General features: G+C 71.4%; 20 protein-coding genes and 1 tRNA gene. 12 read left to right on the plus strand and 9 right to left on the minus strand.

All coding sequences use genetic code 11. The annotated features are described in order from the left end of the window. Positions 1–116: 116 nt before the first annotated feature. A tRNA-Gln gene (locus GWK15_RS16200) sits at positions 117–190 on the minus strand. Between the two features lie 172 nt (positions 191–362). Between GWK15_RS16200 and GWK15_RS16205 the strand changes: the two genes are divergently transcribed. Together GWK15_RS16205 and GWK15_RS16210 are read left to right on the plus strand one after the other, a co-directional pair. After that, entirely contained in the window at positions 363–1,427 is a 1,065-nt protein-coding gene (locus GWK15_RS16205) for a Ppx/GppA phosphatase family protein (protein WP_168042386.1), read from the plus strand. Between the two features lie 10 nt (positions 1,428–1,437). Next, positions 1,438–2,112, plus strand: a complete 675-nt coding sequence (locus GWK15_RS16210) for an RlmE family RNA methyltransferase (RefSeq protein ID WP_168042387.1) — start codon at positions 1,438–1,440, stop codon at positions 2,110–2,112. On the opposite strand, the gene GWK15_RS16215 is transcribed toward GWK15_RS16210, so the two are convergent. Then, positions 2,109–2,918 carry a class I SAM-dependent methyltransferase gene (locus tag GWK15_RS16215; RefSeq protein WP_168042388.1) on the minus strand — a complete coding sequence of 270 codons (810 nt, stop codon included), beginning with the start codon at positions 2,916–2,918 and terminating at the stop codon, positions 2,109–2,111. The two genes, GWK15_RS16210 and GWK15_RS16215, sit on opposite strands and share 4 nt — an antisense overlap. Positions 2,919–3,051: 133 nt before the next feature. On the opposite strand from GWK15_RS16215, the gene cysE reads away from it, so the two are divergent. The 9 genes from cysE (at position 3,052) to ybaK (ending at position 12,176) form a co-directional block, all read left to right on the plus strand. Further along, on the plus strand, positions 3,052–3,897 hold the full coding sequence (gene cysE / locus GWK15_RS16220; protein ID WP_168042389.1) for a serine O-acetyltransferase: 846 nt from the start codon (positions 3,052–3,054) through the stop codon (positions 3,895–3,897). Between the two features lie 129 nt (positions 3,898–4,026). Next, the gene (guaB, locus tag GWK15_RS16225) at positions 4,027–5,547 is read left to right on the plus strand and encodes an IMP dehydrogenase (RefSeq protein WP_408891895.1); all 1,521 of its coding nucleotides are present in this window, start codon (positions 4,027–4,029) and stop codon (positions 5,545–5,547) included. A gap of 96 nt (positions 5,548–5,643) precedes the next feature. Continuing rightward, positions 5,644–6,321, plus strand: a complete 678-nt coding sequence (locus tag GWK15_RS16230) for a haloacid dehalogenase type II (RefSeq protein WP_168042390.1) — start codon at positions 5,644–5,646, stop codon at positions 6,319–6,321. After that, a complete protein-coding gene (locus tag GWK15_RS16235; RefSeq protein WP_168042391.1) occupies positions 6,318–7,658 on the plus strand; it encodes a methyltransferase domain-containing protein in 1,341 nt (446 codons plus the stop codon). The genes GWK15_RS16230 and GWK15_RS16235 overlap by 4 nt, the downstream gene beginning before the upstream one ends. After that, positions 7,655–8,227 (plus strand): GNAT family N-acetyltransferase, encoded by a 573-nt coding sequence (locus GWK15_RS16240; protein WP_168042392.1) that lies wholly within the window; start codon positions 7,655–7,657, stop codon positions 8,225–8,227. The genes GWK15_RS16235 and GWK15_RS16240 overlap by 4 nt, the downstream gene beginning before the upstream one ends. A 36-nt stretch (positions 8,228–8,263) precedes the next feature. Continuing rightward, on the plus strand, positions 8,264–9,844 hold the full coding sequence (gene guaA, locus GWK15_RS16245) for a glutamine-hydrolyzing GMP synthase (RefSeq protein WP_168042393.1): 1,581 nt from the start codon (positions 8,264–8,266) through the stop codon (positions 9,842–9,844). Next, positions 9,844–11,106, plus strand: a complete 1,263-nt coding sequence (locus GWK15_RS16250; protein ID WP_168042394.1) for a M20/M25/M40 family metallo-hydrolase — start codon at positions 9,844–9,846, stop codon at positions 11,104–11,106. The genes guaA and GWK15_RS16250 overlap by 1 nt, the downstream gene beginning before the upstream one ends. Before the next feature lie 38 nt (positions 11,107–11,144). Next, positions 11,145–11,699: a DNA-3-methyladenine glycosylase I gene (locus GWK15_RS16255; protein ID WP_168042395.1), complete on the plus strand. Its 555-nt coding sequence runs from the start codon at positions 11,145–11,147 to the stop codon at positions 11,697–11,699. A gap of 3 nt (positions 11,700–11,702) precedes the next feature. Then, positions 11,703–12,176 (plus strand): Cys-tRNA(Pro) deacylase, encoded by a 474-nt coding sequence (ybaK, locus tag GWK15_RS16260; protein ID WP_168042396.1) that lies wholly within the window; start codon positions 11,703–11,705, stop codon positions 12,174–12,176. A gap of 3 nt (positions 12,177–12,179) precedes the next feature. Here the strand turns inward: ybaK and GWK15_RS16265 are convergent, their stop codons facing one another. Together GWK15_RS16265 and GWK15_RS16270 are read right to left on the minus strand one after the other, a co-directional pair. Next, positions 12,180–12,839, minus strand: a complete 660-nt coding sequence (locus GWK15_RS16265; RefSeq protein WP_168042397.1) for a glutathione S-transferase family protein — start codon at positions 12,837–12,839, stop codon at positions 12,180–12,182. 5 nt (positions 12,840–12,844) lie between these two features. Continuing rightward, on the minus strand, positions 12,845–13,426 hold the full coding sequence (locus GWK15_RS16270) for a dihydrofolate reductase family protein (protein WP_168042398.1): 582 nt from the start codon (positions 13,424–13,426) through the stop codon (positions 12,845–12,847). A 68-nt stretch (positions 13,427–13,494) separates the two neighbouring features. On the opposite strand from GWK15_RS16270, the gene GWK15_RS16275 reads away from it, so the two are divergent. Then, complete coding sequence (locus GWK15_RS16275) at positions 13,495–13,857, plus strand: ArsC family reductase (RefSeq protein ID WP_168042399.1); 363 nt, start codon at positions 13,495–13,497, stop codon at positions 13,855–13,857. A gap of 71 nt (positions 13,858–13,928) precedes the next feature. On the opposite strand, the gene GWK15_RS16280 is transcribed toward GWK15_RS16275, so the two are convergent. Genes GWK15_RS16280 through GWK15_RS16300 form a run of 5 tightly spaced genes read right to left on the minus strand, consistent with a single transcriptional unit; the run spans position 13,929 to position 16,312 of the window. Beyond that, complete coding sequence (locus GWK15_RS16280; RefSeq protein WP_168042400.1) at positions 13,929–14,399, minus strand: SRPBCC family protein; 471 nt, start codon at positions 14,397–14,399, stop codon at positions 13,929–13,931. After that, positions 14,399–14,821, minus strand: a complete 423-nt coding sequence (locus tag GWK15_RS16285; RefSeq protein ID WP_168042401.1) for a VOC family protein — start codon at positions 14,819–14,821, stop codon at positions 14,399–14,401. Before GWK15_RS16285 ends, GWK15_RS16280 begins: the two co-directional genes overlap by 1 nt. A 14-nt stretch (positions 14,822–14,835) precedes the next feature. Continuing rightward, positions 14,836–15,186, minus strand: coding sequence for a DUF1428 domain-containing protein (locus GWK15_RS16290; protein WP_168042402.1), 351 nt, complete (start codon positions 15,184–15,186; stop codon positions 14,836–14,838). A gap of 29 nt (positions 15,187–15,215) precedes the next feature. After that, positions 15,216–15,683 (minus strand): VOC family protein, encoded by a 468-nt coding sequence (locus tag GWK15_RS16295; RefSeq protein ID WP_168042403.1) that lies wholly within the window; start codon positions 15,681–15,683, stop codon positions 15,216–15,218. Beyond that, on the minus strand, positions 15,680–16,312 hold the full coding sequence (locus tag GWK15_RS16300) for a TetR/AcrR family transcriptional regulator (protein ID WP_168042404.1): 633 nt from the start codon (positions 16,310–16,312) through the stop codon (positions 15,680–15,682). The genes GWK15_RS16295 and GWK15_RS16300 overlap by 4 nt, the downstream gene beginning before the upstream one ends. Between the last annotated feature and the right edge of the window lie 8 nt (positions 16,313–16,320).

The raw sequence follows: 16,320 nt of genomic DNA on the forward strand, positions 1-16,320 counted from the left end.
CGGTCCGGTGGCTTCGGCTCACGTTCCAGTGTGAGGCGCGCAGCGATACGCTCACGGGGATGCGAGGTCCGCGCTTGGTGATCGGGATGTCCGATCGTCCATCATGTGGGGCGGAGTGGCTGGGGGACCTGGATTCGAACCAAGGCTGCCCGGGTCAGAGCCGGGAGTTCTACCGCTAAACTATCCCCCAAGCGGTCTCGGCATCGGCCGAGGGCGGGCGATCTACCACCGCCACCGGCAGGTGGCAACCACCCTCGCGCCCGTTCCGCCCCCGGTCGTGGAAACTGCTTGCCCGCGCGCCTACATCTCCGGATCATTCACCATGGACCGGTCCCCGACCCCCGGCCGGCCCGGACCTTGAGATGACCGACGCGTCCGCCCCTTTCGTCCCCGAGTCCCCGCCGGCACCGGCGGCGGTGGGTTTCGCGCGGGTGGACCATTGCGGGCCGGCCTTCGCCGCGCTCGACCTCGGGACCAACAATTGCCGGCTCCTGGTCGCGGCTCCGACGGGCGGCGGCTTCCGGGTCGTCGACTCCTTCAGCCGCATCGTCCGCCTCGGCGAGGGGCTGGCCACCACCGGCCAACTGGCCGATGCCGCCATGGACCGCGCCGCGACGGCCCTGCGCGCCTGCGCCGAGAAACTCGCCCGCCGCCCCGTCCGCCGGCTCGAGGCCGTGGCGACCGAGGCCTGCCGCCGCGCGACCAACGGCCCGGCCTTCCTCGCCCGCGTCACAGCCGAGACGGGCCTCCGGCTGCGCATCATCTCCGCGCGGGAGGAAGCGGAACTGGCGATGGAATCCTGCGCCCCGCTGCTCGAACCGCAGGACCGCCGGGCGCTGCTGTTCGACATCGGCGGCGGCAGCACCGAGATCGCCTGGATCCGCGTCCCCGCCGACGGCAGCGCGCCGGAACTGATCGGCTATGTCTCCCTGCCGCTCGGCGTCGTGACGCTGGCGGAAAGGGTCCACCAGGACTGCTTCACCGAACGCGGCTTCTGCGAGGTCGTCGCGGAGGTGGCCGATCACCTTGCCGAATTCGACCGCATCCACCGCATCGGGCAGGAGATCCGCGCCGGCGGGGTGCGGCTGATGGGCACCTCGGGCACCGTCACCACGCTTGCGGGCGTGGCCATGGCCCTGCCGCGCTACCGGCGCCCGCTGGTGGACGGCAAGACCCTGGATTGCGAGGCGGCGGACCTGGCCCTTGGGGACTTGTTCGCCCTGGGGCGGGAGGGGCTGGCCGCCCATCCCTGCGTCGGGCCGGACCGGGTGGAATTCGTCCTGCCGGGCTGCGCGGTGTATGCCGCGATCCGGCGTGTCTGGCCGACGCCGCGCCTCACGGTCGCGGATCGCGGCCTGCGGGAAGGCATGCTGACCCGCATGATGCGCGCCGAGCGCGCCGGGCCCCGTCGCCGGCCGCTGCGCTGAAGGAGAGATCATGGCGAAGCAACCGCCGGCCGCCGGGCGCGGCATGGCGACCCGCCTGCGCACCGCGACGGGCCGCAGCACCGCGAGCCAGCGCTGGCTGACCCGCCAGCTCAACGACCCCTATGTCCGCGCCGCGAAGGAACGCGGCCTCCGCTCCCGCGCCGCCTTCAAGCTGCTCGAGATGGACGAGAAGCTGCACCTGCTGAAGCCGGGGATGCGGGTGGTCGACCTCGGCGCGGCGCCGGGCGGCTGGACTCAGGTGGCGGTGCAGGCGGTGGGGCCCAGGGGCCAGGTCGTCGGCATCGACATCCTGCCGATGGACCCCGTGCCGGGCGCGACCGTGTTGCAGGGCGACTTCACCGAGCAGGAGGCCGAGGACCGCACCATCGCCGCCATGGGCGGCAAGGCGGATATCGTGCTGTCGGACATGGCGCCGAACACCACCGGCCACCAGGCGACTGACCACCTGCGGATCATGGGCCTCGCCGAGATCGCGCTCGACTTCGCCTGCCGCGTGCTGGCCCCCGGCGGGGCCTTCGTCGCCAAGGTGTTCCAGGGCGGCACGGAGAAGGAGATGCTGGCGACGCTGAAGCGCGACTTCGCCGTGGTCCGCCACGTGAAGCCGCCGGCAAGCCGCAAGGACAGCGCCGAACTCTACGTCGTCGCCACCGGCTTCAGGGGCTAGGTCCGGCAGAGGTAGGTGACGGTGCGGATCCTGCGCTCCTTCAGGTTCGCGACCTGGTTGCGCGCCATCGCCGCGAACTCGTCGCCCAGGAATGTCTTGAAGGTCACGGCCGGCGGCGGCCGGCCCACCAGGGCTTCGAACCAGGCCTGGCTGTCCTCGGTGGAATCCTCCGTGGTCAGGATTTCGAAGCCCGCCGCGGTGAGCAGCGCCTCCATTTCCGCCGGCGTGGCGAGGTGGCTGATCGACGGCTCCCGCGCCCAGGGCACGGGGAAGTGGACCGGACCGCCTTCGCCCTGCAGGACATCATAGACGGCGAAACGGCCGCCGGGCTTCAGCACGCGCCGGGCCTCGGCGTACATGCGGTCCTTGGCGGGGATGTTCATGGCCACATGGATGGTCATCGCCGCGTCGAAGGCGGCATCGTCGAAGGGCAGGGCCGTCGCGTCGCCCTGGCGGAACGCCACCCGGTCCGCGAGGCCCACCCAGCCGCTCATCGCCGTCGCCGCGTCGCAGAAGGCCTGGGTCAGGTCGATGCCCGTCACCCGGCAGCCATGCGCCTCGGCGACCGTGCGCGCCGGCCCGCCCAGCCCGCTGCCGATGTCGAGGACATGCGAGGCGGCGTCGAGCCCCAGCGCGGCCGCGATGTCCAACGTCGCCTTGCGGCCGCGGATATGGAACTCGTCCACCGAGGCGAGGTCGGCGGCGCGCAGGCCTGCGAGATCCTTGCCGGCCTGCCGGAACTGCGCGGCGATCGCCGCGGCCAGGTCGCCATCGCCGGCGTAGTGGGTCGCCACCGCATCCGTCATCGTCGCGTCTCCTCGGGCTGGAGTATGCGAACCATCGCATGCCCGGCCCGCCCCCCGCGAGGCGGAAAACCCGCCCCTTCCATCGACGCCCCCGCGCACCGATATCCCGCGGGCCCGAGGAGGAGACGGCGCCATGTCAGGATGCCCCGATGCGGTGACCCCCGAGGACCCGCCGCCCATCGAGGTCGCGACCGTCTGGTCGCAGCTCCTCGCCGCGGCGAGCCGTTCGGCGCGCGAGGAACCGATCCTCGCCCCCTTCCTGCACGCCGCGGTGCTGCGCTGGTCCTGCTTCGACCAGGGCCTGCCGGCGGTGCTGGCCCTGCGGCTCGAGGATTCCTTCGCCTCCCGCGACCGCCTGTCGGACCTGGTGGCCGAGGCGATCGCCGACGACCCTGACATCGCCGCCGCCGCGGCCGCGGACCTCATCGCCGTCGGCGCGCGCGACCCCGCCGCGGCCGGTGCGCCGCTTGTCCCGTTCCTGCACTACAAGGGCTTCCACGCGGTGCAGTGGCATCGCGTCGCGCATTGGCTCTGGGGGCAGGGGCGGCAGGCGCTCGCGTATTTCGTGCAGAGCCGCGTCGCCCAGGCGCTGGCGGTGGACATCCATCCGGCAGCCCGCTTCGGCCGCGGCGTCTTCATCGACCACGGCACCGGCGTCGTGGTCGGGGAAACCGCGGTGGTCGGCGACGATGTCTCGATCCTGCAGGGCGTGACGCTGGGCGGCACCGGCAAGGACCGCGGCGACCGCCATCCCAAGGTGCGCGACGGCGTGCTGCTCGGCGCCGGGGCCAAGGTGCTCGGCAACGTGGTGATCGGGCGCGGGGCCAAGGTCGGCGCCGGCAGCGTGGTGCTGCGGGACGTCCCGCCCTGCGCCACGGTCGCCGGGGTGCCGGCCCGGGTCGTCGGCTGGTGCGCCGAGGCGGTGCCCGCGCTCGCCATGGACCAGACCCTGCCGAACGAGGCCGCGGCGCCCGGCTGACGCGCATCGCTGCCTGCCATGCGCGGCCCGCGCTGGACGCGCGCCCCGGTTCGGGGCTAAGGGGCCCCGCCAAGGTTGCGGATCGCCCCGCCGCCGCGTCGAGTCCCTCGCGCGAGAAGGTTTCCCCCCATGGCACCCCCCGACAGCATGCCCGCCCCCGAGGCCCCGGCCCCCACCTCGCGCGTCATCCGGCTCGAGGAGGCCTACGCCTTCGACGACGTGCTGCTGGTTCCCGCCTTCTCCACCGTCCTGCCCGCGCAGACCGACACGCGGACGCGGCTGACTCGGGAGATTTCGCTCAACATCCCCCTGATCTCCGCCGCCATGGACACGGTGACGGAAGCGAACATGGCGATCGCCATGGCGCAGTCGGGGGGCATCGGCGTCATCCACAAGAACCTCTCGCCCGAGGAGCAGGCCGCCCAGGTCCGCCAGGTGAAGAAGTTCGAGAGCGGCATGGTGGTGAACCCGCTGACGGTCCACCCGGACCAGACGCTCGCCGAGGTCCGCGCGCTGCAGGAACGCCACAGCATCAGCGGCATCCCGGTGACCGAGCGCGGCACGGGCCGCCTCGTCGGCATCATCACCAACCGCGACGTCCGCTTCGCGACCGACCCGAACCTGCGTGTCTACGAGCTGATGACGCGGGAGAACCTGATCACCGCGAGCCCGGACGTGACGCCCGACCAGGCCCGCGCCCTGCTGCACAAGCACCGCATCGAGAAGCTGCTGGTCGTCGACGACGCCTATCGCTGCGTCGGCCTCGTCACCGTGAAGGACATGGACAAGGCCCAGGCCAACCCGAACGCGGTGAAGGATGCGATGGGCCGCCTGCGCGTCGCGGCCGCGACCGGCGTGGGCGAGGACGGGCTGCGCCGCGCCGAGCTGCTGGTCGCGGCGGATGTCGACGTGGTTGTGGTCGACACCGCGCATGGGCATTCCCACGGCGTGATGGCCGCGGTCGAGAAGATCAAGCGCATGTCGAACTCGGTGCAGGTCGTCGCGGGCAATATCGCGACGCCCGAAGGCGCGCTGGCGCTGATCGAAGCGGGTGCGGACGCGGTGAAGATCGGCATCGGCCCGGGGTCCATCTGCACGACCCGCATCGTCGCGGGCGTCGGCGTGCCGCAGCTGACCGCCGTGATGGAAAGCGCGGCCGCCGCGCGGGAGAAGGGCGTGCCGGCCATCGCCGATGGCGGCGTCCGCTCCTCGGGCGACCTCGCCAAGGCGATCGCCGGCGGCGCCGACTGCGTGATGATGGGCAGCGTCTTCGCCGGCACGGACGAGGCGCCGGGCGAGGTCTTCCTCTACCAGGGCCGCTCCTACAAGTCGTATCGCGGCATGGGCAGCCTCGGCGCCATGGCGCGCGGTTCTGCCGACCGCTACTTCCAGGCCGAGGTGCAGGACAGCCTCAAGCTGGTGCCCGAGGGTGTGGAAGGCCGCGTCGGCTACAAGGGCCCGGTGGGCGCGGTGCTGCACCAGATGGTCGGCGGCCTGCGCGCGGCGATGGGCTACACCGGCTGCGCGACGATCCCGGAACTGCAGACCAAGGCGCGCTTCCGCCGCATCACCGGCGCCGGGCTGCGCGAAAGCCACGTCCACGACGTCGCGGTGACGCGCGAGGCACCGAACTACCGCGCGGAGAGCTGATCCGACGGTGATCCTGCTCACGGGATCGGGAGCGCGGGGCCCTTCAGGCGCCGCGCCATCTCGTCCATCCTGGCGTCCCGGGGAAGGAGTCGGTTCATGCCCGCGCCGGAAGCGGTCGTCTTCGACGCCTATGGAACGCTGCTCGACGTCAATGCCGCGATGGAAGGCCACGCCGCGCGCCTTGGTGCGCGGTGGGAGGCCCTGTCGGCCGAATGGCGTGCGAAGCAGCTGGAATACACCTGGGTGCGGAGCCTCACCGGCGCGGCGCATCACGAGGATTTCTGGCTCTGCACGCGCGATGCGCTGGAATTCGTCTTCGCCCGGCACGGCATCGCCGACAAGGCGCTGGAACGCGACCTGATGGAGGCCTACCGCACCCTGCCGGCCTATCCCGAGGTGCCGGCGATGCTGGCCGCGATCCGTGCCCAGGGCATCACCACCGCCATCCTGTCCAACGGCACGCCCGGGATGCTCGCCGCCGCCGTCGAGGCCGCCGGCCTTGCGAAGCAGATCGACGAGATCCTGAGCGTCGAGGAGGTCGGCATCTTCAAGCCCGATCCGCGCGTCTATCGCCTCGCCACCCGGCAGTTCGGCTGTCCGCCGGACGAACTCGTCTTCGTCTCGGGCAATGCCTGGGACGCGCAGGCCGCGCATGCCTTCAACATGCGCGTGGTGCGGGTGAACCGCAGCGGGGCGCCGGACGAATACGGCCTTGCCGCCGCGGGGATTCCGGTTCTGCCCGACCTCTCGCGCCTGCCCGACGTCATCGCGTGACCCCCTCCGCCCGGATTGCCGCCGCGATCGACCTGCTCGCGGCGCTCGAGGAGCAGTGCTTCGCGCCCAACGCCCGCCGCCGCCCGGCGGATGCGGTGGCGAGCGATTTCTTCCGTGCCCGCCGCTTCATCGGCGGCGGAGACCGGCGCGCGGTCTCGGAACTCGCCTGGGGCGTGGTGCGGCAGCGGCTGCGGCTCGACTGGCACCTGGCGCGGATCGGCATGGCGCCGACGCCGAGGCTGCTGGTGCTCGCCCAGATGGTGCTGGCCGCCGGGGCGGACGACCATGGCCGCACGCGCCAGGCGGCGGAGGCCGCCTTCGACGGGTCGCGCTACGGGCCGGCCGCGCTCGATGCCGGGGAACGGCGGGCCGCGGCGTCCCTGGCCGGGCGCCCGCTGATCGACGCGGCGATGCCGGACCATGCCCGGCTGAACCTGCCCGAATGGGTGATGCCTGCCTTCGCGGCCCGCTTCGGGGCGCGGCTGCCGCAGGAAGCCGCGGCGCTGGAGGCGGAGGCGCCGCTCGATCTGCGCGCCAACCTTCTGCGCACCACGCGGGAGGCCGCCGCCACCATGCTGGCGGGGGAGGGGCTTGCCACCGAACCGACGCCCTTCTCGCCCTGGGGGCTGCGCCTGCCCTCCCGCCGCCCGGTCACCGGCACCAAGGCCTACAAGGATGGGCTGATCGAGGTGCAGGACGAGGGCAGCCAGTTGATCGCGCTGCTCGCCGACGCCCGGCCGGGGATGCGGGTGGCGGATTACTGCGCCGGGGCGGCGGGCAAGACGCTCGCCATGGCCGCGACCATGGGCAACCGGGGCCGCATCACCGCCTGCGACACCTCCGCCCCGCGGCTGGAAGGGGCAGCGAAGCGCCTGCGCCGCGCCGGGGTGGACAACGCCGAGCGGCACCTGCTCGTCCCCGGCGACCGCTGGGCCAAGCGCCGTGCCGGGTCCTTCGACCGGGTGCTGGTCGATGCCCCCTGCACCGGCACCGGCACCTGGCGGCGCAACCCCGATGCGCGGCTGCGGACGCGGCCCGAGGACCTCGCCGAGCTCGTTGCGGTGCAGCATGAGATTCTCGCGACCGCATCGGAACTGGTGCGTCCCGGCGGAAGGCTGGTCTACGCTACCTGTTCACTCCTGCTGCAGGAGAACGAGGAGCAGATGGAGCGTTTCCTGGCGCGCGACCCGCGCTTCAGGCCGGTGCCGCTGGACGGGCTCTGGGCCGCGCTGATGCCGGGCGCGGCGGCGCCCTGCGCCGGGCCATGGCTCGCGCTCTCGCCCGGCGCCCAGGGGACCGACGGCTTCTTCTGCGCGGTGCTGGAGCGGGCGACGTGATCAGTATCCGCCGCGCCCGCCCGGCCGATGCGCCGGCGATCGGGGAGATCCACGCGGCGGTGTGGCGGTCGAGCTACGCGGGCATCCTCCCCGACGCCTACCTCGCGGCGCTGTCGCCCGCACGGCTGGCGGGTTTCTATCAGCGGGCGATCCTGGACCGGCGCGAAGGGCATGCCGTCTTCGTCGCGGTGGCCGGCGGGGCGGATGCACCCGAGCGGGGCGTGGCCTCGACCGTGGTGGGCTTTGCCTCGGGGGGCCGCGCGCGTCGCGCCGGCCTTGCGGAGGGGGAGGTGGAGACGCTCTACCTCCTCGAGGATTGGCGGGAACGGGGCGCGGGGCGGCGGCTGATGCGGGCCATGGGGGCGCATCTGCGCGCCGTGGGCTGCCGGTCGGCCATGCTGTGGGTGCTGCGGGCCAATCCGACGCGCTGGTTCTACCAGCACATCGGCGGGCGGGAGGCGGCGCGGGAGATGATCCGCGTCGGCGGCCAGCCGGTCGAGCAGGCCGCCTTCGTCTGGGACCCGATCGAGAGCCTGCTCTCGGCCACCGCCCCGGCCGGCGAGCGGTAGTCTTGCCCGCGGCGCGGCGGTGTGCTTCACGCCGCCATGGCCGACCCGATTGCTGATTCCGCCCCCCGCCACGACCGGATCCTGATCCTCGACTTCGGCAGCCAGGTGACGCAGCTCATCGCGCGCCGCCTGCGCGAGGCCGGGGTCTATTGCGAGGTCTGGCCCTTCAACAAAGCCCCCGAGGAGCGCATCCGCGCCTTCGCCCCCAAGGGCATCATCTTCTCGGGCGGGCCGGCCTCGGTCACCGAGGGGGAAAGCCCCCGCGCGCCCGACTACGCCTTCGCCTCGGGCCTGCCGATCCTCGGCATCTGCTACGGGCAGCAGACGCTGGCGCATCAGCTCGGCGGCACGGTCGAGGGCGGGCACGCCGCCGAATTCGGCCGCGCCTATGTCGACGTGACCGGCGACTGCGCCATCACCCAGGGGGTCTGGGCCAAGGGCGCGCGCGAGCAGGTCTGGATGTCGCATGGCGACCGCATCACCGAACTGCCCCCCGGCTTCCGCGTGGTGGCGAGCAGCGAGGGCGCGCCCTTTGCGCTGATCGCCGACGACAAGCGCCACTACTACGGCACCATGTTCCACCCCGAGGTGGTGCACACGCCGCATGGCGCGGCGCTGCTGCGCAACTTCACCAACCTGGTCTGCGGCTGCCGCGGCGACTGGACCATGGGCGCCTTCCGCGCCGAGATGGTCGCGAAGATCCGCGCCCAGGTGGGCAAGGGCCGCGTCGTCTGCGGCCTGTCCGGCGGCGTCGATTCCTCGGTCGCGGCGGTGCTGATCCATGAGGCGATCGGCGACCAGCTCACCTGCATCTATGTCGACCACGGGCTGATGCGGGCGAACGAAAGCGAGCAGGTCGTCTCGACCTTCCGCGACCGCTTCAACATCCACCTGGTCCACCGCGACGCGTCGGACCTGTTCCTCGGCCAGCTCTCCGGCGTCACCGACCCGGAGGTGAAGCGCAAGACGATCGGCCGGCTGTTCATCGAGGTGTTCGAGGAGGAGCAGAACAAGATCGGCGGCGCGGACTTCCTCGCGCAGGGCACGCTCTATCCGGACGTGATCGAGAGCGTCTCTGCAACTGGCGGGCCTTCGGTGACGATCAAGTCGCACCACAATGTCGGTGGCCTGCCCGAAGGGATGCGCATGCAGCTGGTGGAGCCACTGCGCGACCTGTTCAAGGACGAGGTGCGCGAGCTCGGCCGCGAGCTCGGCATCCCCGAGGAGATCGTCGGCCGCCATCCCTTCCCCGGGCCGGGCCTGGCCATCCGCATTCCCGGCGACGTGACGCGCGAGAAGGCGGACCTGCTGCGCAAGGTGGACAGCATCTACCTCGAGGAGATCCGCGCCGCGGGTCTCTACGACGCGATCTGGCAGGCCTTCGCGGTGCTGCTGCCGGTGCGCACCGTGGGCGTGATGGGCGATGGCCGCACCTACGACCAGGCCTGCGCGCTGCGCGCGGTGACCTCGACCGACGGCATGACGGCCGATGTCTATCCGTTCAGCATGGAATTCCTCAGCCGCGTGGCGAACCGCATCGTCAACGAGGTGCGCGGGATTAACCGGGTGACCTACGACATCACGTCGAAGCCGCCGGGGACGATCGAGTGGGAGTGATGACGCCCGACGCGCTGAAGGCGGCGCTCTGCCGCCACATCGACGAGAGGCGCGACGACGTCATCACGCTGCTGCGGGACTTCCTGCGCATCCGCTCGGTCAACCCGCCTGGCGACACGCGCGAAGCGGCGGATTTCGTGCGCGGCATCCTCGATCGCTTCGGGCTCGAGCACCACACCGTCGCGGCGCGGGAGGAGATGCCGAACATCCTCTCCCGCTGGCATGCGCCCCATGTCGGGCGGCACCTGGTGTTGAACGGGCACATGGATGTCTTCCCGGTGTCGGATGACCGGCTCTGGGCGGCGGACATCGAGGGCGACCGGATCGTCGCGCGCGGCGCCTCGGACATGAAGACCGGGACGCTGGCGTCGATCCTGACCTATTGCCTGCTCTATCCGCATCGCAACCGGCTGTTCGGGATGCTGACGCTGACCGTGGTTTCGGACGAGCAGTCGGGCGGGCGCTACGGCACGAAGTTCCTGTTCGACAACCACGCCGAGGACATCGCCGGCGATTGCTGCCTGAACGGGGAACCGAGCGGCCTCGGCAACCTCCGCTTCATGGAGAAGGGCACGCTGCGCTTCGCGCTATCCGCGACCGGGCCGGGCGGGCATGGCGGCTATCCGCATCGCGCGAACAACCCGATCCAGCAGGTGGTGGCCGCGACGCAGGCGCTCTACGACCGCTACCACGGCCGGCTCGCGGAGATGCCCGAGGAATTCGCCGCCGTGCTGCGTTCGCCTGACAGCGTCGCCGCGGCCGATGCGATCCTGGGGCAGGGGGCGACCGACAACGCGCTGCGCATCACGGTGAATGCCGGCATCATCGAGGGCGGGCGCAAGGCGACACAGATCCCTACCGGCTGCACGGTGCATGTCGACATGCGCTTTCCGGTCGGGCCCGACCGCGACCGCGTGCGGGCGGAACTGCCGCTGCTGGCCGAGGAATTCGGCTGCACGCTGACGGTCAACGAGGACCATTCCTATCCCGCCAGCAGCACCGATCCGTTCGGCGAGATGGCCGGCATCCTGCGCGCCAATACCCGCGCGCTGCTCGGGATGGACGCGCCGCCGGTGTGCAGCCTGGGCGGCACCGACACGCGCTACTGGCGCTGGCGCGGCATTCCCGCGGTGATCTGCGGCCCGTCCCCGCTCAGCATGGGGACGGACAACGAGCATGTGACGATCGAGGAAGCGATCAACGTGCTCAAGCTGCAGGTGATGTGCGCGGCGGACTACCTCTCGGTGCCCGCTTCCGGCTGAGACTGGTCAGGGCAGGAACATGATGCGAACATCCGCGCATGAGTGCTGACCCCGTCACCCGCTGCGCCTGGGCCGAGCGCGATCCGCTCGAGCGCCACTACCACGACACCGAATGGGGCGTGCCGGTCCGCGACGGCCGCGCGCTGTGGGAATGCCTGATGCTGGAAGGCTTCCAGGCGGGCCTGTCCTGGACGGTCATCCTGCGCAAGCGCGAGGCCTTCCGCGCCGCCTTCGCCGGCTTCGACCCGGTGAAGGTCGCCGCCTTCGATGAGGCCGACATCGTCCGCCTGCTGGCCGATCCCGGCATCGTGCGGTCGCGCGCCAAGATCGAGGCCACCATCGCCGGCGCGCGCATCTTCAACGCCATGCAGGCGGCGGGTGAGGATTTCGCGGATTTCTGCTGGTCCTTCACCGGCGGCGCGACGGTGCGCGGCAACGGGTCGAGCGTGACGCCGCTGTCGGAGCGCGCCTCGAAGGAACTCAAGCGCCGCGGCTTCAAGTTCGTCGGCCCGACCATCGTCCATGCCTGGATGCAGGCCGTCGGCATCGTCGACGACCACGCGCCCGGCTGCTTCCTGCACCGGGCGGGCTGAACCGTGTCCAAGGCCACGCGCGCGACGACCATGCTGGCCAAGGCCGGCGTCGCGTTCACGGTGCACAGCTACGACTACGACCCGGACGCCGACGGCATCGGCATGCAGGCGGCCGAGGCGCTGGGCGAGAGCCCGGCGCGCGTGCTCAAGACGCTGATGGCGCTGGTGGACGGCAAGCCGGCCTGCGTCATCGTGCCCTCGGACCACGAGGTGTCGATGAAGCGCCTCGCCGCCGCCTTCGGGGGGAAGTCGGCGCAGATGATGAAGCCGGCCGAGGCGGAGCGCGTCACCGGCTACAAGGTCGGCGGCATCAGTCCCTTCGGCCAGATGCGCCTGGTGCGCACGGCGATCGAGGAACAGGCCCTGGCGCACGACCTCGTCTACATGAATGGCGGGCAGCGGGGGCTGCAGGTGCGGCTCGCCCCGCGCGACGCCATGTCCGTGCTGAAGGCGATCGCGGCGCCTCTCGTCGCCTGAGGGTCAGTCGCGCCCCGGATCGCCGAGGGGAAAGAAGTGCCGGTAGGGCCGCGCCTCCTCCAGCGCGCGGGCGTAGGACGGCCGGGCCAGCAACCGCGCGCGATAGGCGCGCAGACGCGCGAGGCGCTCCGGGATCGGCTCCGCCCAGTCGGCGTAGAGCAGCGCCGGCGCCGCGCCGCAATCGGCGAGGGTGAAGGTCGCGCCCGCCGCCCAATCCCGCCCGGCGAGGCGGTCCTCGAGCCAGGCATAGGCGATGCGCAGCGTCGCGCGCGCCTTGTCCACGCCGAAGGGGTCACGCGCGCCCTCGGGGCGGATGACGTCGAGCACGATCTTCTGCATCGGCGCCAGCAGGTCGTTGTCGACGACGCGATCGATCAGCCGGACCTCGAGCGCCGCGGCGCGATCCTCGGGCAGGAAGCGCACGGGGCCGGGGTGGTGGACGTCCAAGTGCTCGATGATCACCGATGCCTCCGGGATCACCGCCGCGCCGTCCTGCAGCACGGGGAATCTGCGGAAGGGCCAGAGCGCCGCGAGCGCGGCGGCATCCGCCGCATCGCCGAGGTTCACCATGCGGAAGGCAAAGGGCGTCGCGTTCTCGTACAGCGCGACCAGCGCCTTCTGGCAATAGGCCGAGAACGGGTGGGCAAGCAGCGTCAGCGCCATCGCGATCACCCTTCCCGCGCGCGGCGATAGCGCAGGATGACCGACCCGACCTCGAGGCGCCGGCAGTCGGTGAGCGTCATGCGCGCCCCGGGGCGGCCGTTGCGGAAGAAGGGCTCCCCGGCGCCGTAGAGTTCCGGCGTGACCATCAGCCAGAACTCGTCCACCAGGTCGAGCCCGAGCAGGCTGTTGGCGAGGCTCGATCCGCCGAAGGCGAAGATGTCCCCGCCGGTGACCTCGCGCTTCAGCCGCGCGACCTCGGCCGCGAGGTCCGGCCCCGCAAGGCGCGCATTCCAGCCCGGATCGCCCGTCAGCGTGCGCGAGACGACGGTCTTGGGCAGCCCGTTCATCACCGGCGCGTAGGAGATATGCGCGGCGACGCTGGCCGGATCCGTCTCCGCCGGGCTCCAGAACCCCTTGTTGAAGAGAAAGTTCACCCGCCCGTAGATCAGGTGCTTCGCGCGGGAGAGGGCGGCGAGGGACCATTCGCGCTCGACCTCGTCGGACCAGGGCGGCGGGGCGAACTCGCCGCCGGGCCTGGTGAAGTAGCCGTCGAGGCTGGTGAAGATGCTCAGGACGAGATCGGCCATGCGTCGCTCCCCGCGCGTTGCGTTCGGATCTGGACTAGCCTCGGTGTCGCGAGAGACGGAGCCGCTGCATGAACATCACGATTCACGGCATCAGGAACTGCGACACGATGAAGAAGGCGCGGGCCTGGCTCGAGGCCCACGGCGTCGCGCATGACTTCCACGACTACAAGGTCGCGGGCATCGACGCCGCGACGCTGAAGGCCTGGTCGGCGAAGGTGGGCTGGGAGAAGCTGCTGAACCGCAGCGGCACCACCTTCCGCAAGCTGCTCGACGCGGAGAAGGAGGGCCTGACGGAAGCGCGCGCGCTGGCGCTGATGCAGGCGCAGCCTTCGATGATCAAGCGCCCGGTCCTGGCGCTGGGCGATCGCCTGCTGGTCGGCTTCGACGCCGGCGAATACGAGAGCGCGATCGCGACCCTTCCGCGCGACTGATGTCGCGGCTTCCAAGGGCCTTGCGGCCCTTGGCCCGGAGAGGTCGGGAGAGGGGCGCCGCCCCTCTCCGCTCACAGCGTCCGCGCGAGCGCGACCAGCTGGTCCGCCGCCTTCCCCCAGCCTTCCTGGAACCCCATCGCCTCGTGCTTCGCCCGTGTTTCTTCGTTCGCGTGCAGCACGACCGCGCGATAGAGCGTGCCGGCGCCCTGCGGGTCGAAGGTGATGGTGCCCGACATGAAGGGCTCGGCGCGCGGGCGGAAGCCTTCCTCCATCGCGTCCGTCCAGACCAGGCGGCGCTCCGGCACCACCTCGAGGAAGCAGCCGCTCTGCGGCATCACCTCCCCGTTCGGGCCGCGGATCACCGACTTGAAGCGGCCGCCCGGGCGCAGGTCGAGCTCGAAGTCGGTGGCGCGCCAAGGCACCGGGCAGAACCATTGCTCGAGCAGTGTGGGCTGCGTCCAGCAGGCCCAGGCCTTGGCGGGCGCGACATCAAGCACGCGCTCGAACACGAGGTCGCGCGCGGGATCGAAGACGACCGCCATCAAGGCGCGTCCTGCATGACGTTGACCATCCACAGCACGCCGAATCGGTCCTGCACCATGCCGAAGGCCGGGCTGAAGAAGGTCGGGCCGAGCGGCAGCCGCACTTCCCCGCCATCGGACAGGCCGGCGAAGAAGCGCCCGGCCTCCGCGGCGTCGCGCGCGGGCAGGGAGACGCCGAAGCCGGCGAACTTCGCCGCCCCCGCGCAATGCCCATCGGAGAGCATCAGCGGCAGCTCGCCGATGCGGATCTCGGCGTGCATGATCTTGTGCTCCGAACCCGGGGGCATCATGCCCGGCGGCGGCGGGTCCGGGCTGTCGCTGTTGCGCATCAGCATCGCCGTCGTCGCGCCGAGTGCCTTGGCGTAGAAGCCGATCGCCTCCTCGGCGCGGCCTTCGTAGAAGAGGTAGGGGGTGATGGACATGCCGTGCCTCCGTCTCAGCCGTTCACGAGGACGCTGAAGCCGCCGTAGATCATGCGCTTGCCGTCGAAGGGGGCCTCGGCGCCCTCCATCTTCATGCGCGGGTCCTCCATGACCTTCTTCCAGCCGGCGTCGCGGACTTCCTTCGATGGCCAGGTGATCCAGGAGAAGACGACCGTCTCGTCCTCCTCCTGCTTCACCGCCATGCGGAAGGAGGTGAGCTTGCCTTCCGGGACGTCGTCGCCCCAGCACTCGACCATCGACACCACGCCGAACTCCTTGAAGATCGGCACGCAGCGTTCGGCATGTTCGCGATAGGCATCCTTCTTCGCGCTCGGCACCGCGAGCACGAAACCATCGACATACATCGGCCTTCCTCCTTTTCCCGGCTTCAGGATTATTGGAACGCCGCTTCGAGCGCGGCGGCGTCGATCTTCACCATCTGCATCAGCGCGGCGATCACGCGGCCGCGCTGCGCGGCGTCGCCGGCCTTCATCAGGCGCGGCAGGGCTTCGGGCACCACCTGCCAGGCGACGCCGAAGCGGTCCTTCAGCCAGCCGCAGGCCTGCGCCTGGCCGCCGTCGAGGAGCGCATCCCAGACCCGATCCAGTTCGTCCTGATCGGCGCAGAGGGCAACCAGCGAGAACGCATTCGTGAAGCCCTCGCCCGGATTGCCGTTCATCGCGAGGACGGAGGTGCCGGGGAGCGTGAACTCGACGAGCAGCACGCCGCCCTGCGGACCCGGGCCGCCGGGCGGGATGCGGATGATGTCGCCCAGGCGCGCGCCGGGGATGGTCGCGCAGTAGAAGCGCGCGGCCTCCTCGGCCTCGGTCGCGAACCAGAGATTCGCGGAGATGGTGGTCATGGCGCGGCTCCTTGCCCTTGATCCGGCGTGGCGAAGAGGAGCTCGACGTAGCGGCGCAGGTGACGCATGGCCTCGATCGCCGGGGCCGGCCCGCCGGCGGCCTTGGCCAGCACGAAGCCGCCCTGGATCACCGCCATGATGTGCAGCGTGAGCCCTGCGGCGGAGATGCCGTCGATGCCGCGCGCGGCGAGCGCGGCGGCGATCTCCGCCTCGAGCGGCGCGAGGTGGCTCTGGATGCCGGCCTCGCAGGTGGCGCGAAGCGCGGGGTGGGTCGCGTAGGTCTCCTGCACCATCATGCCGAGCAGGCAAGTGAAGTGCGGGATCTCCCCGCGCAGGATCGCCGTGCGGAAATCGATGTAGGCGAGGACCCGGTCGAGCGGATCGTCGCGGTCGCGCCAGCCCGAGCGGGCGAAGAGGCCCTCGAGCCATTCGAGGAAGCGCGCGGCGGCGGCGGTGCCGAGGTCCTCCTTGCTGCGGAAGTGGTGGAAGAAGGCGCCCTTGGTGACGCCGGCGGCGAGGCAGAGCTGCTCGACCGAGGTGGCCTCGTAGCCGCGCGTCCGGATCGCCTTGAGCGCGGCGTCGAGCAGCCTGGCCCGGGCGTCGCCGGTGCGGCGGGGGCTTCCTTCCATGGTCGGAA

It is taken from the genome of Neoroseomonas oryzicola (genome assembly GCF_012163135.1).
Taxonomy (GTDB): Bacteria; Pseudomonadota; Alphaproteobacteria; order Acetobacterales; family Acetobacteraceae; genus Neoroseomonas; species Neoroseomonas oryzicola.